Source organism: Sphingobacteriales bacterium, assembly GCA_016706405.1.
Classification (GTDB): domain Bacteria; phylum Bacteroidota; class Bacteroidia; order Chitinophagales; family UBA2359; genus BJ6.
The window spans coordinates 291,121-313,093 of record JADJJT010000001.1; the positions used below are offsets into that span (position 1 = coordinate 291,121).

The following is a 21,973-nucleotide window of genomic DNA, read 5'->3' on the forward strand; positions in this document are numbered from 1 at the left end:
TTTTGTTTTTTACTATCTTTACTACAATAGCCCTCGTTTTAGCATTTTTTTATGCCGGTATTTTGTTGTGGTATGTTTACGGATGGGTAAAAACGCCCGAGTTTAAGCTATTACAAAACTTTGAACCCCAAACAACAATTAGTATTATTGTACCCGCCCGCAACGAAGCGGCAAATATTGTAGCTTGTTTACAGGGATTATTGGCACAAAATTACCCCAAGCATTTATTTGAAATTGTACTTATAGATGACCAGTCAGAGGATGAAACGGTTAATTTGGCAACGGCATTTTTAACGGCTAACAAGCAGCTACAGCATCCGGATAATCAGGACGGCAGAGTGCAAATTATAAAAATACCTGCTGATTTGGCAAAACCCAGTGGCAATCAATCATCCGGAGGAAAAAAAAATGCCCTAACACTTGGCATTGCCGCAGCCAAATATCATTTAATAGTTACCACCGATGCCGACTGTCAGCACCCGCCTACGTGGTTGCAATATATTGCAGGTTTTTATCAGCAGTATCAACCGCAAATGATAGCCGCACCTGTAGTGTTTAAGCCTCAAAAGGGGTTGTTTATGGCATTTCAGACGCTCGATTTTATAGGTTTAATGCTAACAACCGCCGCCTCGTTAAAATTTAATATTGGCAATATGTGTAATGGCGCAAATTTGGCTTACCCACGTCATTTATTTAACGCTGTTGGTGGTTTTGAGGGGCAGCACCATTTGGCATCGGGCGACGATATGTTGTTGATGGAAAAAATAAGGCAGCAACAGCCAAAGGCCAAACTATTATTTTTAAAAGCTAAACAAGCAACGGTGCAAACCAATCCAACACCAAATTTAAAACAGTTTTTTTGGCAACGTGTTCGTTGGGCTTCAAAAACAACAGCCTACCGAAATTTGCGTATACAGGTAATTTTAACCTTGGTTTGGCTTTTTAATTTTAGCATAGTGGCCGGCATGTTTGCGCTTTTAACTGTCAACCGCCATGTTTGGATGCCTGTTTTAGCCCTGCAATTTGCCCTAAAACTATTAGCCGATACTGTATTTTTATACACCGGAGCTGCCTATTTTAACCGAAAAAAATTATTGTGGCAATTCTTACCCGCACAAATAATGCATATTTTTTATATTGTGGTAGTGGGTGTGGCAGCAAACTTTAAAAGTTTGCCATTTGTATGGAAAGGCCGAAAAATACGCTAACTAAACAGCAACTAAATTAGTACTTTAACCTGTTGCACGTATTTTATCCCTAAAAAAATAAACTAATTTGCCCCAGCACTACTAATTTTGCACAAAAAACAATTAATTATTCAAATTTATTACACATGTTTAGGCGTTTATTGGGTTTAATTTGGGGCTTAATCTGGGCGCTATCTGTTCAGGCTCAGGCTAATTTTACCATTTTTACCGATACGGTTTCGGCATTTCCTAATTTGGCAGCATTACAATCGTTTGCCCTTGCCCAGCACAATGGCTTATGGCTTTTAGTGAGCGGGCGTACCGATGGTTTGCATCATCCATTGCCATTTGCGGCTTTTAAACCCGACCAGGCCAACGCCAATTTATGGGTCGTTGACCCTAAAAACTGGCAAGTTTGGAGTAGTGACCTTAGCAGCCTTAGCACCGATATTGCCGAGCAGTTGCAGTCCACTAACGCCCAATTTGTGCAGCGCGGCAACTATTTATACCTTGTTGGGGGGTATGGCTATAGCACATCTGCCGAAAAATTTGTTAGCTACCCCTACTTAACCGCCATTGATGTGGCAAATATAATACCGGCAATTAAAGACCAAACGGCCAATTTAGCACCATTTTTCAGGCAAACACCACCCGACACACTGATGGCTGTATGCGGTGGGCAAATGGGCATTATTAACAATGTATTTTATTTGGTAGGCGGGCACCGCTTCGACGGACGCTATACGCACAGCAAGGCCGGACAAGGAAGCGTGTTTTTTCAAACTTATACCAATGCCGTAAGGCGTTTTACTATTGATGACGACGGTATTAATTTAACTATTACCTACGACACCCCATGGACGGATGAGTTGCATTTGCACCGCCGGGATTTTAATTTGGTACCCCAAATTTTTCCGGATGGCAGCTCCGGATTTACCCTGTTTTCGGGGGTTTTTCAGCCGCAAAAAATAGGCGACCAAGAACACGTTAATATGCCCTACCTATATCCGGTCGATATTACAGCCAATGCCTACACCCCGCAACCCGGATTTAACCAGTATTTAAGTCAGTACCATAGTGCAAAAATTGCCCTTTTCGATTCGGTAGCAAATCAAATGCACACCCTGTTTTTTGGCGGCATGAGTCAGTTTGAATTTAATACCGACAACGAATTAACGCAAAATGACAGTGTGCCGTTTGTTAAAACCATAAGCCAAATAACCCGAGCCGCCAATGGCGAGCTAACCGAACTTAACCTACCCATAACCATGCCCGGTCTCCTTGGTACCAACGCCGAGTTTATACCTGCCCCCAATATAGAAAACGCTCTTGACCAGCAAGGTATAATTCAAATTCATAAACTTACCGCCGATACGGTTTTGTTAGGCTATATTATAGGCGGTATAACAAGCCCTAAGCGAAATCCGTTTTTGCTGTTTGCCACCGAAGAAACCGCCGCCAGCGCGCAGGTACACAGGGTTTACATGCACAAAATGCCCTATACCGGAGGGGTACAACCATTACCGGCTACTACAACAAACCGCGCCAATGTAATGACGCTGATGGCACTGCCCAACCAGTTACCCAAAGGCAGTTTGCAGCCAGTTAAAGTACAAACCAATTTGCCCGAGGCTGGTTATATTAGTTTTGTTTGGCAAAACGAACTGGGGCAAATAGTGCGTATTGATAAACAAGGAGAACGCCCCGCAGGGCTGCATGATTTTTTGTTGGATGCAAAAAATTTAGCATCCGGAAAATACGTGTTGAGCGTTACCTGTAAAGGCAAGTATTGGGCATCGGGCAAAATAATAATATGGTAAAACACTAATAAAAAAACAAATCTGAAAATAAAATGGGCTTCAAGAACATCCTCACCAAATACTGCAAAATTTCATTCGCTGAAAGAGATAAGGGCGATAGATTTGAACGGAAATAACCCGCAGGTAAGACCAAAATGATTTATAATAAGTATAGGAACAAAATTAGCTTATAGTATTATATCTGCAAATGTTCGATGTTTTGCTTTTTACCTTGTTTCATTATTATAAATAAAGACCACCCCTTATGAAACAAAAAACCTCGCCCTTATTAAGAGCGAGGTTGCATTTAAACGATAATCAATGTTTGTAGCTTGTGTTTTGATTGCGTTTTGTGGGTGGTTTATTTGCTTACTACCATTTGTTTGCTTTCAACGGTTTGGCCGTCAATAACTAAACTGTAAATATAAGTGCCGTTGGCAAAATTATTGGTGTTTATGTTTACGCTGCCTGCACCGTCGGTAATATTTACTTGTTGTAGGGTGCGGCCTGCCATATCGGTAATTACTATTTGGGCATTGGCAACATTTTCGTCAATTGCATAACTAATGCTGGTTACATCTTTGGCAGGGTTTGGGTGGTTTTGGGCTACCGAACCTTTGGCAATTTTAGCAACTGGGGCTACTGTGGTTTTGGTGTTTTCTGCTTTTGTAGGATTATCGGCGGGGGTGGCAACGTTTAATAAGGCTTCTAATTTGGCAAGGCGGGCTTCAAGTGCTTCGTTTTTGGCTTTTTCTTCTTTAAACGCTTCAACAAGTACGGGTATAATTTCGGTGTAGTTTACGGTTTTGATATCGGTACCGTCTAAGGGTTTTACTAATTCGGGCAACACACGCTCTACTTCTTGTGCTATAAAACCAAGGTGGTTTTGGGTGTTTGCAGCCATACGCTCGGCATTTTCGGGGGTATATCCGGGCAGGGCTTCGGGTATGTAGTCATAGCTAACACCACGTAGAGCTGCTATTTTGTCGCTGGCACTGTCAATTTTAACTACATTTGTTTTAGTTTTGGCATCGGAGGTTATTTGAATGCCCCCTACAAATAAAGAGTTAAAATGTCCTTCGAAAAAGCGGTTTGTAGCGTTGCCAAGTTTGCCAAAATTGTTAGCAGTGGGTCGCATCATTGGGTCTATGCTACTTGCTTCTACGATTAAATTATTTGCCGTACCTGGTGTGTCAAAAGTGGTAGTGCCAACAAGAAGAGCGTTTCCGGCAACGTGTAGGGTTTGAGTAGGCGCGTTAGTGCCTATACCTACGTTTCCGTTGGCTTTTATGCGCATTTTTTCGCTGTTAGAGCCTGCACGTAAAATTAGGTCGTGGTTTGTCATTACCGAAACGATACCGCCTGTTGCATCTGCACCAATTAATATTTCGCGGGTACCGTCTTTTATGTTGGCAAATGCTGCGCCCGCTTTTTCAATAGTTAGCTCGCGGTTGGGTGCAGTTGTGCCTATACCCACGTTGCCATTCTGTTTAAAAGTTACCCGGTTGGCAGTAGTGCCGTTGTTATCAGAAATGAAGGTAAGGTCTTGCCCGGCGTTAAGTGTGCCTAATTTGTAGCCACTTGTTGTTTGCCCTATACGTAAACTACCTAAAGCCGAGTTTATAGACACGTTTTTATTAAAAACGCTGTTACCGTTTACTTCAAAATCGCAAACAAAACCGCCCGTACTGCCTAAGGTATATTTGTTGGTTGCACCTGCAGCAAAAGTGGCAAACGCCCCGCCGTTGTTTTGAATTTTAAGCGAGCCGCCGCTTGCCAAATTTATAAAAGATGAACTAGTGGTGCTGGTGGTGTTGAGCAAAAAGCGGTCGCCATCGACGTGTAGTTTTGCAATAGGTGCAGTAGTACCAATGCCTACATTATCAGTATTGGTGGCTAGTCTAACAGTTGTGCCAGAATCAAGCCATTGAGCGTTGGCGTTAAAAACGTTAAAGAAAGAGCTAATAAGAGCTACAAGAACGAAAGTGTTTAATAAGTTTTTCATTGTAAAAGATAAAAAAATGGTTAAAAAAAATTGTAATTGATTTGATTGTTTGTAATTAAAAGCAATTTTGTTTTGTATTGCTTGATGACACAAAAGTACAATGGCCAGCAGGGCAACTAAAACCACATTCAAAGCCAATTTTTAAACCATTATAAGCATAATTTTTTTTCTCTAAAAACAAATAAGTAGCTGATAATCAACACATTATGATATTTAAAAGAAAAACACAGTTGCCTTGTTTTTAAAATAATACCTAGTTTTTTGTTTTAATTTGCCTAGTAAGTACAAGTAAAAACGGGTATTCAAGGCAAATAATCTTCTAATTAAAACAACAGGGTTTTAATTAAATGAAGCGAAACATAAGATAAGGTAACAGCAAAAAGAGTTCACTCAAAACTAAAAGAGAGTTAACTACCCCTTATAGGATTTTGAATAGGATTTTGCGAGGCAAAGGCAGCGAAAATTTATTCCGGAAAAAATAAATATCCGGATTGGGGCCAACGCATGCCACAGATCTGAGTAAGCCGGCTATTTTGTTTATATCGGCTCAATCTTAATAATTCCAACCGGGCAATTATTTGCCGCCCTAAGGTTTTGGTCGTATTCTTCTATGCCAACCAAAATCCGGTAAATTCCTTTTTTTTCTTTTCCGTTTATAAGATTACACCGGCCATCTTTTTTAGAGACGCGCCATCTTTCGGGGGCTGCTTCTACACAGGCATTGCAACCAATACATTTTTGCCGATGAAATATTATTTGAAACATTAGGCGTTTACAATTTTATATAGTTTTGAAGAAGGCCGTACAATTTCATTTATTTTTATCGAAAATATATCGCCTTTTATTACAGATTCGACGTTAAGGCCATCCACTCTTATTTCTTGGATTTCGGTTTTTACTACTCCGGTAGCTGGTCCGGTAACCATTATTTTATCTCCTCGCTTTAGGGTATGAGATTCCATTTTAAACTCACCCACGTTGCTTTTTCCGTAGTATTTAAGTCCTCGCGCAACAAAAATCTTTTTCTCTGTTGCCTTCGAGCCATACGAGTCGTTCCATTCGCCCATTTTGCGCCCTAAGTAATACCCATCCCAAAACCCGCGATTATATACCGTTGCCAGTCGTTTTGTCCACTCTTCAATTTTATCCGGTGTATAATTGCCTTCGTGCAAAGCCGTAACCGCCTCTTTGTAACAGCGCACAACCGTATCTACATAATCGGCAGAGCGGCCCCGTCCTTCAATTTTTAAAATATTTACGCCCGAGTTCAAAATTTTGTCTAAAAATCCAATGGTGCATAAATCTTTTGCGCTCATAATGTATTCATTGTCAATTTCTAATTCAACACCGTCTTCTTTATCTGTTACAATATATTGTTTTCGGCAATTTTGTATGCAGGCGCCTCTATTGGCAGAGGCATTATTTGAGTGTAAACTTAGGTAGCATTTTCCGGAAACAGCCATGCAGAGCGCTCCGTGGGCAAATATTTCTAATTTTACTAATTCGCCGGATGGCCCTTTAATTTGCTGCTTTTCTATTCCTCTCGATATTTCGGCTACCTGGCGCAGGCTTAATTCTCGAGACAAAACCATGACATCGGCAAATAGGGCGTAAAATGCAACGGTTTCTAAATTGGTTATATTGGCTTGCGTGGATATATGCACAGGCATTGAAACCGATTTGCAATAGGCCATAGCGGCATGGTCGGAGGCAATGATGGCAGTTATTCCATTTTCTTTAGCCTTATTTACTATTGTTTTCATCAGGCTAATATCGTGGTCATATAACACCGTGTTAAGGGTGAGGTAGGTTTTTACTGCCCGCTCTTTGCAAATACGGCTAATCTCTTTTAAGTCGTTTAAGGTAAAATTGACAGCCGAGCGGGCGCGCATATTGAGTTGTTCAATTCCAAAATAAACAGCAGTACAACCGGCGTTTAAGCCCGCCATTAATGCCTCGTAAGAACCCGCCGGAGCTAAAATCTCAACTGGTTTGAAATTCATTATTTAACCGTATGGATTTGGTAATTAAATATAGATTTGGTATTTTGCGAAAAAGAATACGGATTGTCCAAAATGCAAGAGTAATTTAAAAGTAAAGAATGCTATTGTGCAAGGGTTGCAACGGTTTAAATGCAAAACCTGTGGCAATAATTATAGGGTAGCTCAAAAATCAACAGCAGAAAGAAGACTTGGCTTGATGATGTATTTAGAGGGATTATTAGGATTTCATTCAATTGGAAGACTGCTTGGGTTCAGCCATGTAGCCGTTATCCAAGGGATTAAGAAGTATGGTAGTCAATTGGAGGGTATTAAAAATGAAACCTCTGTATCTATAATGGAAATGGATGAGATGGCGCACTTATATAGAGTCAAAAAAACTATTACAAACAAAAGCAGAAACCTATACTATTGGGAGCTATGATAGCAGAATCAGGCACTATTTGGCAAGATTTCGCAGCAAAACAAAATAATATTACAAAAAAATATACCTGATTAGATCTAACTTATCATTGTTGTTCCTAAAATTAAGCAATGAACTATCTATACTTAGTTACCAATGCCATTAATTCAAATTGGTTAGTAGTTATTATTAAAGGTATCAATACTTTCTTTTAGCGGGCAAAGCCAATAGCGCGTTTTTCGCGGATGACGGTTACTTTAATTTGTCCTGGGTATTGCATTTCGTTTTGTATTTTCGACGATATAAGCAGGGCTAAGTCGTCTGCACGTTCGTCGGTTACGTCGGTGCTGCGTACAATTACGCGCAGTTCGCGGCCTGCTTGTATAGCAAAAGCTTTTTCAACGCCTTCGTAGCTTTGGGCAAGGGTTTCGAGTTCGTTAATACGGCGCAGGTACGACTCTAACATTTCGCGGCGTGCGCCGGGGCGTGCCCCCGATATGGCATCGCAGGCTTGTATAATAGGCGAAATGAGGTGGGTCATTTCAATTTCGTCGTGGTGAGCGCCAATAGCATTTATTACGCCGGGGTGTTCTTCATATTTTTCGGCTAATTTCATGCCCAGCAAAGCGTGCGATAGCTCGGTTTCCTCTTGGGGCACTTTGCCAATATCGTGCAACAGTCCGGCGCGTTTAGCTAATTTAACAAGGTTGGGCTTTAAGCCTAATTCACTAGCCATAATAGCGCAGAGTTTGGCGGTTTCAATAGAGTGTTGGAGCAAATTTTGCCCATAAGACGAGCGGTATCTCATGCGACCTACCATCCGGATAAGCTCGGGGTTAAGGCCATGTATGTTCAGGTCTATTACTGTGCGCTCGCCGGTTTCTACAATTTGTTGATTAATTTGTTTGGTTATTTTGGCAACGACCTCTTCGATACGCGCCGGATGGATACGACCATCGGCTACTAAGCGTTGTAACGAAAGGCGGGCAATTTCGCGGCGCACCGGGTCAAATCCGGATATTACAATGGTTTCGGGGGTGTCGTCCACTATTAGTTCTACACCGGTTAAGGCTTCAAGCGTTCGAATATTTCTGCCTTCGCGGCCAATAATTTGCCCTTTAATATCGTCGCTTTCGAGGGCAAAGACCGAAACAGTATTTTCAATGGTATGTTCGGCAGCGGTGCGTTGTATGGCCTGAATGACAATTTTTTGCGCTTCTTTGGCGGCTTTGTTTTGTGCTTCGGCCATAATATCGCGCACATAGGCCATTGCTTCGGTTTCGGCTTTTTGAATTAAGCTGTCAATTAACTGCTTTTTGGCTTCGGCGGCGGTAAGTCCGGCCACTTTTTCAAGTTTTGCTTGCAATTCACTTTCAATTTTATTTTTAAGTGCATTTGCATCGGCCAGCATTTGTTCTATTTCTTGTTGTCGGGTGTCTAAAGCAGTGCGGCGTTTATCGAGTTGGGCAGTTTCGGCGGCGGCGGTAGCAACTGTTTTATCTACTTCGCTGCGGCGGCGTTCAAGTTCTTCTTTGCTGCGTTTTATTTCGTTTTCGCGCTCCGAAATGGTTGCATTGCGTTGGTTTAGTGTGGCATCGCGCTGTTGTATGGCTGACTCTCGTTGTTGTAATTTTTGCTGGGCATCTTCAATTTTTCGGCGGCTGTTGTTAACATACTGGTCGGTTTCAGTTTTTCGCTTCGAATTTTTTTCTTCTGCTTCGCGGGCGGCCTGCTGTTTTATGCTCTCGGCTTGTTCGTTGGCAGAGACAAGTATTTTTTGAGCCTGTATTTGTGCATCGGCTACCTGTTGGGTGGTTTTAGCAGCAGCAGCACTTTTAGCAATAAAAAAACCAAGGGCACCCCCGGCTGCTAACCCCACAATGGATAGTATAATAATTATTGTTATGTTCATGACGTTGTTTAATGAAATTCATTTTAATATATAGATGTAATATTTTTGTAATAGTTATGAAAGTGAAAAGATGAGGGTTGAAGATTACAATTTAAGTTTTTTTAGATTAGGTTTATTAAAATATCCGGAAAAAGATGGGTTTCATCCGGATTTACTTAGGTTCAGGATTTTAAAAAATCTGCTAAAATTTGGTCTAAATGGTCTATTTTATGTAGTAGTCCGGTATCGGCAACCGAGGCAATTTCTTCTTTTTCAAGTAGTTCAATGGTAGTCAATAGCGCACACATGGCTAAGTAGTCTTGTTTGTCTTTTGCTTCGTAAATTCCTTGCAGTTCAGTTAATTTTTCGCGCACCATATTGGCAGCTTTCCGCACTCGAATTTCATCATCGGGCTGCACTTGAAGCCGGTAGTTGCGGTCAGAAATATTTACGCGAACGTTAATGGTATCGGAATTTGGTGTAGATGGCATTTAATAGTATTAAGGTAAATTTTTAATTAAAATATCAGGCTTTTAGCTGGGTTATACACTGCTCAATTTCTATCAACAAATCATCGAGCAGTTGCCGCATATTGTTTTTTTCGTCAGGACTCATATCAATTTGCCGGGTCAGGGCTAACAGTTTTATTTTTTCTTCTAAGTAATCAATTTGTTGTTTTTGCTGGGCGGTTTGCTGTATTAACGCATTATGTGCCTCGGCAAGTTCAATATACTCTTTTTCAAGCTGAATATAGTCGTCTAAAATGGCGGTTATTTTGGCTATAACGCCATCCATTTTGCGCGATGCCGAACCAGTAGTTGTATAAGCATCTAAATCGAATAAAGGTAATTGGCCGGGTAATGACATTGTTAGTAGATTAGTTTAATTAAACGCCATTTAAGCCCTGATTTCGGCATTTAACTGGTTTTTAAATTGGTGAATAATTTGATTGACAACAGTTTCTACATCTTTGTCGGTAAGGGTGCGGTTGGCGTCTTGAAAAAACAAGCTAATAGCATAGGATTTTTTGCCTTCACCTAATTTTTGGGCATCTACAAAAATATCAAATAAATTAACTTGTTTTAGTAATTGTTTGCCTATTTTGATAGCAATATTTTCTAATTGTACATAGTCAATATTTTCGTTAATAATTACTGCAAGGTCGCGGCGCATACCCGGAAAACGGGGCACCTCGCTGAACCTGGGTTTATGGTTTGTAACTAATTGAAGTACTACGTCCCATTGAATATCGGCATACCAAACTTCGTTTGTTTTTATACCAAATTGTTTTAACAATGTAGGATTTACCAAGCCCAAAACAGCTAGTGTTTTGCCGCCTTTAACTTCAACGCTAAGGCCATAAGCCAAATGCTTTGCATCGGGCAGAGGGCAATTTGTTAGGTCGGTATTTGTTTTCAAGTTGTGCACCCCCATTGCTTTTAACAATCGCAGAACAACTTCTTTTAAGTCGTAAAAATTAGTTGGAAGGGTTTTGCCCTGCCAGCTTTCGGCTGATAGTTTGCCGCAAAGTAAAAGGGTTAAATGAGGGGTATGTGGGTAGTTTTTAACGCTTTTGTTTCCTGTGGCTTGTGTTTGTTGGTAAGTTTGGCCAAATTCAAACAGTTTTAGGTCGGTATTTTTATGATTTTGGTTGTGTAGTACAATTTCAAGGTTGCCCGGCAGCATACTTTTGCGCATGGCATCCATGTTGGCATTCAAACTATTTAGCAAAAGCACTAATTCGGGGTCGTTTTGAGGGTAATAATTGGCGTTTGTGATAGCACTGCATAACACTTCGTTAAAACCCATTGCCGATAGCAGTATAGCGGCTTGTTTTTGTAGCGCCACTTTATCGGGTACAGGTGTTGAGGTAAACGCTACTTGCTGGCCTTTAGGCAGTGGAATCCGGTCGAGGCCATAAATCCGGATAATTTCTTCAATTACATCCACATCGCGCATTACATCCGGACGGTTAGTGCCAACTAATAAAATCAACACATCGGGCAGTTCGTTTTCAATTTGTATATCAAGCTGTTGCAAAATCAGGCGGATGTCTTGCGGTTCAATGGTTACACCGGTTAATTTGTGCAGTTTTGCCAGCGACAAATTAATACGTGTACGTGCTTTGGGGTTTGGGTAAATATCGGTAACTGCCGAGGCTATTTTAGCCCCAGCTAACGATTGCAATAAAAGACTTGCCCTTTGCAGTGCGTACAAAGTTAAATTAATATCGGTTGTTTTTTCGAAGCGCTGGGCGGCATCGGTGCGCAATAAATGTCTAAACGATGTTTTCCGGATGTATTTGGCATCAAAAAAAGCACTTTCTAAAAAAATACGGGTAGTTTGTTCGGTTACACCCGAGTTTAAGCCGCCAAACACGCCTGCAATACACATAGCTTGTTGCTGGGCATTGCATATCATTAAGTCGTCTGCATGTAGTTTGCGCTCTTTGCCATCGAGGGTAACAAATGGGGTATCGGGGGCAAGGGTGTTTACCACAATGGCGTTTCCGGCAATTTTATCGGCATCGAAGGCGTGGAGGGGCTGGCCTAATTCGTGCAATATAAAATTGGTAATATCAACAACATTATTAATGGGGCGCACACCTATGGCTTGTAGGTTTTGTTGTAACCATTTGGGCGACTCGGCAATTTTTACCTCCTCTAAAAGTATGCCCGAATAGCGGGGGCAAGCATTGGCGTTTAATACTTGTACGGGGTAGGCCGGCGCGTTAGCTGGGGCGGCAAACGAGGCTACCGAAGGTATATTTAATGGTACGGGTTGGTTGTTGCGGATAGCGATGGCTGCTGCCAAGTCGCGGGCTACGCCTATATGCGAGTAGGCATCGCTGCGGTTGGGAGTTAAACCAATTTCAAATATATAATCGTTGGGTAAGCCAAGGACTTGCGCGGCGGGCAGGCCAATTGGGGTATGGTCGGGTAATACTAAAATGCCGTTGTGGCTTTGGCCAATTCCAAGCTCATCTTCGGCACAAATCATTCCTTCTGATTGTTCGCCGCGAATTTTAGCTTTTTTTAGGGTAATTGGGTCGGCATTAATGGGGTAAAGAGTGGCACCTACTAAAGCCACCACAATTTTTTGCCCTACGGCAACGTTGGGTGCGCCACAAACAATATTCAAAAGTTCGGCTTGGCCAATATTTACTTTGGTAAGCCTTAGGGCATCGGCGTTTGGGTGTTTTTCTACTTGTACAACTTGCCCGGTAATTACGCCTTCTAAACCTCCTTTAACGGCATGTATGGTTTCAACACCTTCTACTTCTAATCCGGTTGAGGTTAGCAAATCGGCAACTTCATTAGGGTTTGGCAGGGGTTGAGTAAAGTAATTTTGAAGCCAGTTATAGGATATTTTCATGCGATTTTACGAAAAAAATAAAAAACTTAATTTAAGTTCAATGTTAAAGAGCAAAGGTAATGAAAATTTTAATCCCACTATGTCTTAATGGGTAAAAAGGCAACAAATTATAAATAATAAGAATAATTTTTGTTATTGTTTGATGGTGTTAATTCGTTGTGCCGATTTAATGTAGTTTTTTTATTAACACATCCGGATAATATTTTTTGAAGTACACGTTTCCATAATTAACTCTTATATGCAACAAATTAGTCTAATTTGGTGTTTGTTGTAGTTTGTATTAATTTCAAAAAATATCAGCTTCAGGTGCATCGGCAGCATGTGGCGAAAAAACGAAACTTCGTCTTATCAATGGCAGGCATTTTGTTAAAGCTGTTTATGTTTAAGAATTAAACCATATAATTAACCACATAGACACATAGAAATTGTTTAAGCATTAATAATGAGATGTGGCAGTTTTAAACACTTGATACTAAGAAACTATTGAGGTAAAAACAGGCTACAAGCATGTAAAACAGATTTATTTACGATTTAGTTTCGCAATTACTTCAATAGTATATGGTTCAAAACTGGTTCAATAAACTAATTTTAAACAATTTCGTTGTTCTATCTAAATGAACCCAAACCAAGCCAAAATAAAAAACTTAAATACTGTTTTAAACTAACTAAACCGTTTTGTATCAAAAACACTGTAGCCCGCAAATAACAGTTTATTGCATATAACTACAATCCAAATTTAAAAAACAAATAAAAGCAAAACAAATTTTAATAAAATTACAATGAAAAAACTTATCGCCCTATTAGTAATTGCGCTTCTTGGTATTTCAGTATCACAAAATACTTTTGCCCAAAATTCCATGACCCGCGACACGCCCAAAAAGGAGGAAAGAAAAAACTCCGATAAAAACGACAAAAAAAATACCGAAGAAAAAGTTATCAGAAAAGGTAAAGTTAAAAGCGTTGAAGGCACCCAAGCCATGACCGTTGAAGAGCGCGCTCAAGACTACGCTAACTACTTAAACCAAAAAATTGGTTTAACCCCCGACCAGGTGCAGCAAATACAAAGTATTAACATTGATTGCGAAAACAAACTTGACAATGCAAAAGCTAATGTAATTACCGCTAAAAGCACCCAAAAAGAGTTTAGCAAATCTTCGCGTGCTGCGTTAGATGCTCGTGAAAATGCCATTAAGGCCATTTTAAATAAAGAGCAAATTAAAAAATACGACCAAATGATTAAAGAACTACGCGCCATGCGCAACTAATCAGTTAATTAATTAGGTTCGACCTGCATTTTGTAAGGCATAATTTTACAAATTCTTCATATACCGCCAAAGGGCTTGCTGCTAAAACAGTTAAGCCTTTTGGCTTTTTTGTTTTGCCAACTCAACAAAATTTATTAGTTTTTTAGGTTTATACACTAATTTTGTAGGCTGTTTTACTAAACCCAACAGAATAATTGGACCTAAAAAAAATATCGGTGGACAAAAAATCATTAGCCAACTTGTATTGCTCTTTACTTGGATGCCTTTTAACGACATGGCTTTTATTATCCGGATGCAGTTATAGCACCGAATGGCAAACAACCACTTCGGCTGATAATAACTTTCAAATAAGTTTGCCCGCTTATTTATCAAATGTATCGGCAAAAAAAACCTTACATCCAACTGCCCAACTGCAGTTTTTAAATTATTTCCGCAGTTTTTATGGCTTGGTACTCGACACGGTAGCCACTACAAACAAACCTAATTTAAGGAATGAAAATTGGCAAACCAATCAATACAACCAATTAGTGGGCAAACTTATTAAACCACAACAAATAGACAGCGTACAGCAAACAATAGCGGGCTACCCCGCCACCAAAATACAAGTAACGGGCACTGTTGGCGGCGAAGACGGCATTGAAGAGCGTATTTTTTACCAACTAACCTTTATAAATACACCCACACAACAATACGCCATTATTATTTGGACTTTAGACAAAAACCGAGAAGATTTTTTAGCCGATATAACAAAAATTCCGGAAACGTTTACCCTAACAAGTTCAAATAAGCCGAATGAAGTGCCCGAAATGAAAAAAAAATAACCTTTTTTTTTATTGGCAGGCAAGCTGTAATTTTGCCTCTTCCTTACCTAACCTTCAAACCCATATACTTATTTATTTATGCCTACAGCAATGCAACAAACATTAGCCGCGCCCATCCAATTCGAAGGCGTAGGCATACACACCGGAAAATCTGTTGCCATAACCCTGCAGCCCGCCCCCGAAAATCATGGCATTGTGTTTTGCCGTACCGACTTGCCTAACCAACCCTTAATTCCAGCCGATGCCGATTTGGTTGCCGATACCACCCGCAGCACCACACTTCAAAAAAACGAAGCCAAAGTAAGCACCATCGAGCATTTATTGGCAGCCCTTACTGGGTCGGGCATTGATAATGTGCTTATTAACACAAATAGCGCCGAAATGCCCATAATGGACGGCAGCGCACAACCATTTATACAAAAAATAAATGCCGTAGGTGTAAAAACCCAAAATACCGCCCGTGTTGTTTTTAGTCCAACCGAGCCTATTTATTTTCAAGACGAAGCCAAAGGCGCACAATACACCATTTTGCCGGCCAACAACCTGCATATTACTACCATGGTCAACTACCAGTCGAAAATATTAGGTATGCAGTATGCCCAAATGGATGGGCTTGAACAATTTAACGCGCAAATTGCCCAAGCCCGTACCTTTTGCTTTTTACACGAGTTACAGGCAATGTTGCAGGCAAACCTACTAAAAGGCGGCACGTTAAATAATGCCATTGTAGTTGTCGAAAACCCCGTTGACGATACGGCTTTGGCGCCGCTGGCAACAGCATTTAATTTGCCCCAGTTAAAAGTAACATCGGCGGGCTATTTAAATAATACCGAGTTGCGCTACATCAACGAGCCTTCGAGGCATAAACTGCTTGATTTAGTAGGCGATTTGACCTTGGTAGGATGTGCGTTAAATGCACATATTATTGCCAATAAACCCGGACATGCCAGCAATGTAGCCCTTGCAAAGCACTTAAAAAATATCCGGAAAAAAGCGGCTACCCCACCCGCACAACAACCACCGGCATACGACCCAAACGCTACTCCACATTACAATATCATAGATATTCAAAATACACTACCCCACCGCGCTCCTTTTTTGTTGATTGATAAAATAATGGAGCAAACCGACAACCACGTTATCGCTATAAAAAATGTAACCTTTAACGAGCCGTTTTTTCAGGGGCATTTTCCCGGACAACCCGTTATGCCCGGCGTGCTAATTATAGAGGCACTGGCGCAGGCAGGCGGCATGTTGTTGCTTAACACCGTGCCCGACCCTCAAAATTATGTTACCTTTTTTTTAAAATTAGACGAGGTTAAATTTCGCAAACCCGTTGTGCCCGGCGATACTTTAATTTTTAAATTAGTGCTATTAGGCCCCATTAGGCGCGGTATTTGCCAAATGAAGGGCGAGGCATTTGTGGGCAAAAACTTAGTAGCCGAGGGTATTTTAACCGCCCAACTGCAACGCCGAACAATCTGAGCTTTCTAATTTGTTGAGAATTTAACTTGCCTTCAGCATCCGGATGATATAAAAATTTGTACCAGGTCGGAGCAAAAATGCTATTTTCTATCCTCCTTCTCCGGAAATAAAATATCTACCTCATCGCGGCGCACATGAATAATGGCCTTGTTATTAGTAATTTTTTTGCCGTTCTCTAGTTTAAGAACACCGCGCGGGCAAACTGCTGCACAAATACCGCACCCTACACATGCCGCCCTCACTACATCTTGGCCGCGCTGCGCATAAGCGCGCACATCAATACCCATTTCGCAATAGGTGCTACAGTTGCCACAACTGATGCACTGCCCGCCATTGGTGGTAATACGAAAACGCGAAAAGTATTTTTGTAAAATACCCAAAATAGCCGCCATGGGGCAACCAAACCTGCACCAAACTCTACTGCCAAGCAAAGGGTAAAAACCCACGCCAATTACCCCCGAAAAAGCTGCTCCGATAAAAAATCCGTACCAACTGCTCAGTTTGTGCGAGTTTAAAAACCAAAGCGTTGCTTGTCCGGTAAAACGTGTATATAGCACCATTGCGGTCATTATAAAAACAAATATCAATACGCCATGAATTAGCCAGCGCTCAAGTCGCCATGCGTTTAATTTTTTGTTGCTTAAATGCCTGAATGGGTCGCCGGCAGTTTCGGCAAGCCCCCCGCAGCCACATACCCAAGAGCAGTACCACCTTTTGCCAAAAAAATACGTTAAAACAGGGGTTAAAACGATAATACTAAAAACACCCCAACCCAGCATAAACACACCTAATTTCCCGCTGCTTATAAGTTGGTCTATATGCCAATCGAAAAAAAAGTAGTAGTTAAGCGGCCATATATTTTTAAAGTCGAAATAGGGTTGTTGAAGGCGTTGCAATACCTCGGGCAACAAAAAGGCAAAACCTGTTTGAAAAAACATCACCGAAATTGTCCGGATTATTTGGTAGCGGTTATGTTGGTATTTTAGAATAAATTTTACACCCATTATAAAAATAGCCAACGTGTATAAGGTTCCGTAAACAAACCATTGGCTGGCAGGCTGTTTTTTTAAGGTCAAACTTAAGGGGTCAAAAAAGCCAATTAAGCCTGTGTTGGGTAGTTGTTTATTAGCTGCCAGCCCTAAATACTGCGGATACCAATACAACAAAACATAAAAAAACGTAAGCAAAACTGCCGTTATCCATGCTGCTGCCCCACGCGCCGTTAACGAAGCAAATATAAGTCCATTGTGGGGGTGCTTACCGCTAAGATTGCGCTGTTTATAGTAAAAAAAGGCAAAACCTATACCACCTATCATTAAGCTACCTAATGCAAATATCAAGTTTGAAATGCCTGTAACGAGGCCAAACCCAGCAAAACCCAATATCAGCAAGCCAATTGCGGTAAGCGCCAAACAAAGTTTTTCGGGTAGGGTTAGTGGTTGGGTGCTTGCATCGGTAGTTAATGCCATGCCTATGTTTAGCCACGCTTTGTTTTGTTGGTCAAATGCAGGTTTATTAGATGTGGACGGCATTACAAAGTAAAGAAATTAATAATAGTTTTTATACGTATGCCTGTGCGGGTTTAAGGGCAAAAATAGTATTAATTTATTCAAACAGTAACATAGGTTTTATTTGGTACAAAATTATTCGCTGTATATAGCTTATTTTTGTTCCTTCAATTCAAAAGGCACTTAATAAAATTTACCTTGTTATCACTCATTGAAAAGCCAACTTTATTGTTAAATCCTGCTATTGCCCAAGCAAATATTGCTGCTATGGCAAAAAAAATACAAGCAGCCGGGGCAGTTTTTCGGCCTCATTTTAAAACCCACCAATCGGCGGCGGTAGGGCAGTGGTTTAAAGCCAACGAAATTGGGGTAAAGGCCATTACCGTATCGAGTTTAGAGATGGCCAGCTATTTTGCCCAATCCGGATGGAAAGATATTTTGGTAGCCTTTCCGGTAAATTTGAGGCAAATAAACGTCATAAACTCCTTATTAGCTCAAAAAGTGCAGTTGCAAGTATTAGTCGAGTCGCCAAAAACCGCCTTGCAGCTTAACCAAGCGCTACAACACCCAATTACGGTTTGGATAAAAATTGACACTGGCTACCACCGAACAGGAATTGAAGCCGATAAATCTCCGGAGGAGCTGGCGCAGTTGCTAAATATAATCTCGGCGTGTAAAAACCTGAATTTTTCCGGATTTTTAACCCATGCCGGCCATACTTACACCGCTCAAAACGCCCAACATGCTACTACACTTGCGCAGCAAAGCCTTCAAAAATTATTAGCCCTTAAAAAAAACTACCCTAATGCGCTGCTATCGGCAGGCGATACCCCCACGTGCAGTTTGTTGGATAGTTTACAACATAACGGCATTGATCAATGGCGTCCCGGCAATTTTGTATTTTACGACCTTCAGCAGTACCGGCTAAGTGCGTGCAACCTATCACAAATAGCCCTATGTTTAGCCTGCCCGGTAGTGGCCGTTCATGCGCACCGCAACGAGGCTGTTTTATATGCTGGCGCTGTTCATTTATCGAAAGATGCTGCCGTTTTGCCCCAAACACAACAGTTGAGTTATGGGTTGGCTGTAGCTTTGAATGATGACGGCACCTGGTTTTTTCCGGATGAAGTAAATCCGGAGGCTAACTATATACGCGCCCTTAGTCAGGAGCACGCAGTTTTAGTGGGTAGCAGCCAGTTCATTAAATCGTTACAAGCTGGGCAATTAATCGGTATTTTACCCGCGCACGCCTGCTTAACGGCACAAGCAATGGGGCAATACATTTTAACCCAAAGCTTTGAAACCCTCGCAATGATGCGGTAATAATAAGGCGAAGGAGGGTTGTGTGCAACCCCGTTGGGTTCGAATTGCTTGTTAATTGGTTTTTTCTGTCAACATGAAATCCCTTCAGGATTGATTGGGCATGTTCAATTTTTGCGTTTGAACAAGTTTGGCTGTTAATAAAAAAAGTATGTTAAAATAAAAAATTTACTTAGTGTAATTATTACGTGAACTTTTGTTGCTATCTTTGCGTTTACTTAGTGTAATTAATACACAAAAACTAATTTTCACCATCTTAAACAAAGATAATTTACCATGCGCAAACAAAATGCCCTTTTAATTATTGATGCCCAGTACGATTTTTGCCACCCCAACGGCACTTTATATGTGCCCGGTGCCGACAAAGACATGGTGCGCCTTCAACAGTTTATTTTAAACAACCACCAAAACTTAGACCATATATGCGTTACCTTAGACTCGCATCCGGTAAACGATATTTCGCACCCTTCGTTTTGGATGGATAAAAACGGGCAATTCCCTGCTCCGTTTACCCAAATTACCTTATCTGACATTGAAGCTGGAATTTGGGCGCCGCGATTTTCGCCGATTGAAGCCACTAAATACGTGGCCGATTTGGAAGCCCAAGGCGAGTTTCCGCATTTTATTTGGCCAGAGCATTGTTTGATTGGCTCGAAAGGAGCATCGTTAGATGACCAGTTAATGGAAGCTTTAAAAGTTTGGACCCGGCCCGGCAAATGGTATCAAGCTGTAACCAAAGGCACCTACCCGTTAACCGAACATTTTGGTATTTTTATGGCTCAAGTACCCGTTGCCGACCGCCCCGAAACCCAATTAAACCAAGCCCTGATTAAAACTTTAGAAACCTACCAAACCGTTTATTTGGCTGGCGAGGCTAAATCGCATTGCGTTGCCACAAGTTTAAAGCAAGCGATGCAATATGCACCACAATTAGCCAATAAATTGGTTATTTTAGAAGATATTATGAGCGATGTTCCGGGTTTGGGGCACCTTGGGCAGCCTATTTACGCCCAAGCACAAAGCCGCAATATACGTTTTGCCAAAAGTACCGATGTGGTTTTGTAAACTGTACAAAAGGGGCAGCTTTATTAGCCTGTTAATAACCGCCGTTGAAAGCTAAAACCAAGTAAAAATTTTCCGGATTTTTAATTTGTTACGGCAAAGCTGCCTCTTGCTTTTTAAGCCTTTAAAACATTTTATCTGCTACTATTAATTTCTATTTAAACAAAATTCTTATTTATTTTAAAAAACATAAAAATATCATCATGAATAATCCTTTTTCAGACATTGACTTTAATATGTCGTTCCATAATTTTAATCCGGATGAAATACAAACCGACGAAACTATAAATTGTGTTTTTATTGTTGACGTTTCCCCTTCGGTAAGTTCTTATATTAAAGATCTTAATTTGGCTTTTGCCGATTTTATTGCCAGTCTGCAAAATTCACATTTAGCACACTCGTTATTGGTTTCGGTGCTTGAATTTAACGAAAATGTAAAGCCCCGCACCGGATTTCAACCCATACAGCACATAAAAAACATGCAATTTACCCCATCTGGCGGGGGCACCGCCCTATACGATGCCAGTTTGGCCGGACTTAAAAATGCCCTTAGCTACCGCAACACCTTGCTAACATCGGGCGTACAAACCAAAACTTTGATTTTTATTATTACAGACGGCGAAGACAACAGTTCGAGCTGTACTGCTGCCGAGGTAAAAAAACAGTTGGATGCCGTTATGGCTAACGAGCAAAATGCCTATTCGGTTTCGACGGTATTATTTGGGGTAGGCTCGGCGGCTAATTTTCGAAGGGCACAGCAAGAGATGGGCATTAACCATTTGGCAACAGTTGGCACATCGGGCGCTGATATAAAAAAGATGATAGGTTTTATTAGTCGCTCTATATCAAGTACTGCCGGCAACCAAGCCTTAGTGTTTTAGTGTGCAAACCTTAAGTGATACCACAACACTACTAAACCAATAATTTAAAACAGGGGCATTTATTATTACCACGACTTGTAAAGGCAAAATGCCCCTGTTATTTTATACCAAACTACACCTATAATGTTTAAAAATGAAAATATATAGCGCCATAAAACGCGGTTACTTACACGCCCAAACCTGCGATGACTATGCTTGCCATTATACAACTGCCAATGGCTTAGTAGTTGGCATGGTTGCCGATGGCTGCTCAAGTGGCGAGGACTCTTTTTTTGTATCGGCTTTGTATGGAAAAATAATTAGTATGCTGGCGGCAAAATTGCCTGCCCATTTACACCACCCTAACGAGGCTGGCGATTGGTTACTAAACGCATTTGTATCTATTTGCCGGCAACAGGCACAACAATTACAACTTACAACCCACCAACAATTAGCTACCTTGCTGTTAATGGTTGTTTGCCCTTTGCAAAAACAAGCTTGGGTAAATGTGTTGGGCGATGGCGTACTTGCTTGTAATGACCAAATTTACACTATTGACCATAATAATGAGCCCGACTATTTAGCCTACCACTTAACACAAGCTAAGCAAAGCCCACAAAATAAACTACAAAATTACCTTGCCAAACAAGTTTACCAATTTGATGCGGTAAATACCCTAAGCATTGCCACCGATGGGCTTACTACTTTTAATGTTTTACCCACAAATACCAACAAAACAATTTTTGATACCACCATAATAGAAGACAAGCAACCTAAAATTTTATCAAATGATGCCCCTCCATATTTATTATTCGATAAAACCATGGCCATTCACCAAGGCATGTTAAAACGCAAACTGTTGCGTTTAGAAACCCAGTTTGCCCTTGTACCCTTAGACGACTTGGCCATCCTGCGCGTAGATTTGGATAACTAATTTAGAAGTAAACAAAAGAACGAAGAAGCAAAAAAGGCAAAAAAAATAAAATAAATAC

At 40.9% G+C, this 21,973-nt stretch carries 17 protein-coding genes and 1 pseudogene; 10 read left to right on the forward strand and 8 right to left on the reverse strand.

The annotated features are described in order from the left end of the window. Positions 1-2 precede the first annotated feature (2 nt). Together IPI59_01260 and IPI59_01265 are read left to right on the forward strand one after the other, a co-directional pair. On the forward strand, positions 3-1,208 hold the full coding sequence (locus IPI59_01260) for a glycosyltransferase (protein ID MBK7526198.1): 1,206 nt from the start codon (positions 3-5) through the stop codon (positions 1,206-1,208). 125 nt (positions 1,209-1,333) lie between these two features. Then, positions 1,334-3,007 carry a hypothetical protein gene (locus IPI59_01265; protein MBK7526199.1) on the forward strand — a complete coding sequence of 558 codons (1,674 nt, stop codon included), beginning with the start codon at positions 1,334-1,336 and terminating at the stop codon, positions 3,005-3,007. Positions 3,008-3,347: 340 nt separating this feature from the next. Here IPI59_01265 and IPI59_01270 read toward each other — a convergent pair whose 3' ends face one another. From IPI59_01270 to IPI59_01280, 3 genes are all read right to left on the reverse strand, one after another. Beyond that, positions 3,348-4,991 (reverse strand): tail fiber domain-containing protein, encoded by a 1,644-nt coding sequence (locus IPI59_01270; GenBank protein ID MBK7526200.1) that lies wholly within the window; start codon positions 4,989-4,991, stop codon positions 3,348-3,350. A 537-nt stretch (positions 4,992-5,528) separates the two neighbouring features. Continuing rightward, entirely contained in the window at positions 5,529-5,756 is a 228-nt protein-coding gene (locus IPI59_01275; GenBank protein MBK7526201.1) for a ferredoxin, read from the reverse strand. Continuing rightward, complete coding sequence (locus tag IPI59_01280) at positions 5,756-6,994, reverse strand: U32 family peptidase (GenBank protein MBK7526202.1); 1,239 nt, start codon at positions 6,992-6,994, stop codon at positions 5,756-5,758. The genes IPI59_01275 and IPI59_01280 overlap by 1 nt, the downstream gene beginning before the upstream one ends. Positions 6,995-7,028: 34 nt before the next feature. Here IPI59_01280 and IPI59_01285 point away from each other — a divergent pair. Continuing rightward, positions 7,029-7,560: pseudogene (locus IPI59_01285) on the forward strand (IS1 family transposase). Between the two features lie 45 nt (positions 7,561-7,605). Here IPI59_01285 and rny read toward each other — a convergent pair. The 4 genes from rny to IPI59_01305 all read right to left on the reverse strand — a co-directional run bounded on the left by rny (position 7,606) and on the right by IPI59_01305 (position 12,660). Next, positions 7,606-9,306 (reverse strand): ribonuclease Y, encoded by a 1,701-nt coding sequence (rny, locus tag IPI59_01290; GenBank protein ID MBK7526203.1) that lies wholly within the window; start codon positions 9,304-9,306, stop codon positions 7,606-7,608. Between the two features lie 161 nt (positions 9,307-9,467). Next, positions 9,468-9,776, reverse strand: a complete 309-nt coding sequence (locus IPI59_01295; protein MBK7526204.1) for a cell division protein ZapA — start codon at positions 9,774-9,776, stop codon at positions 9,468-9,470. Positions 9,777-9,810: 34 nt separating this feature from the next. Next, complete coding sequence (locus IPI59_01300) at positions 9,811-10,152, reverse strand: hypothetical protein (protein MBK7526205.1); 342 nt, start codon at positions 10,150-10,152, stop codon at positions 9,811-9,813. A 30-nt stretch (positions 10,153-10,182) separates the two neighbouring features. Then, positions 10,183-12,660 carry a phenylalanine--tRNA ligase subunit beta gene (locus IPI59_01305; GenBank protein ID MBK7526206.1) on the reverse strand — a complete coding sequence of 826 codons (2,478 nt, stop codon included), beginning with the start codon at positions 12,658-12,660 and terminating at the stop codon, positions 10,183-10,185. 779 nt (positions 12,661-13,439) lie between these two features. Here IPI59_01305 and IPI59_01310 point away from each other — a divergent pair. From IPI59_01310 to IPI59_01320, 3 genes are all read left to right on the forward strand, one after another. Further along, positions 13,440-13,925 carry a hypothetical protein gene (locus IPI59_01310; protein MBK7526207.1) on the forward strand — a complete coding sequence of 162 codons (486 nt, stop codon included), beginning with the start codon at positions 13,440-13,442 and terminating at the stop codon, positions 13,923-13,925. A 194-nt stretch (positions 13,926-14,119) separates the two neighbouring features. Then, entirely contained in the window at positions 14,120-14,746 is a 627-nt protein-coding gene (locus IPI59_01315) for a hypothetical protein (protein ID MBK7526208.1), read from the forward strand. 90 nt (positions 14,747-14,836) lie between these two features. After that, positions 14,837-16,231, forward strand: a complete 1,395-nt coding sequence (locus tag IPI59_01320) for a bifunctional UDP-3-O-[3-hydroxymyristoyl] N-acetylglucosamine deacetylase/3-hydroxyacyl-ACP dehydratase (GenBank protein MBK7526209.1) — start codon at positions 14,837-14,839, stop codon at positions 16,229-16,231. Positions 16,232-16,311: 80 nt separating this feature from the next. Here IPI59_01320 and IPI59_01325 read toward each other — a convergent pair whose 3' ends face one another. After that, positions 16,312-17,763 carry a 4Fe-4S binding protein gene (locus IPI59_01325; GenBank protein ID MBK7526210.1) on the reverse strand — a complete coding sequence of 484 codons (1,452 nt, stop codon included), beginning with the start codon at positions 17,761-17,763 and terminating at the stop codon, positions 16,312-16,314. A gap of 174 nt (positions 17,764-17,937) precedes the next feature. On the opposite strand from IPI59_01325, the gene IPI59_01330 reads away from it, so the two are divergent. The 4 genes from IPI59_01330 (at position 17,938) to IPI59_01345 (ending at position 21,915) form a co-directional block, all read left to right on the forward strand. Then, a complete protein-coding gene (locus IPI59_01330) occupies positions 17,938-19,062 on the forward strand; it encodes an alanine racemase (GenBank protein ID MBK7526211.1) in 1,125 nt (374 codons plus the stop codon). A 273-nt stretch (positions 19,063-19,335) separates the two neighbouring features. After that, on the forward strand, positions 19,336-20,124 hold the full coding sequence (locus tag IPI59_01335) for a nicotinamidase (GenBank protein MBK7526212.1): 789 nt from the start codon (positions 19,336-19,338) through the stop codon (positions 20,122-20,124). Between the two features lie 200 nt (positions 20,125-20,324). Beyond that, positions 20,325-21,002 (forward strand): VWA domain-containing protein, encoded by a 678-nt coding sequence (locus tag IPI59_01340; GenBank protein ID MBK7526213.1) that lies wholly within the window; start codon positions 20,325-20,327, stop codon positions 21,000-21,002. A 133-nt stretch (positions 21,003-21,135) separates the two neighbouring features. Next, entirely contained in the window at positions 21,136-21,915 is a 780-nt protein-coding gene (locus IPI59_01345; protein MBK7526214.1) for a protein phosphatase 2C domain-containing protein, read from the forward strand. Positions 21,916-21,973 lie beyond the last annotated feature (58 nt).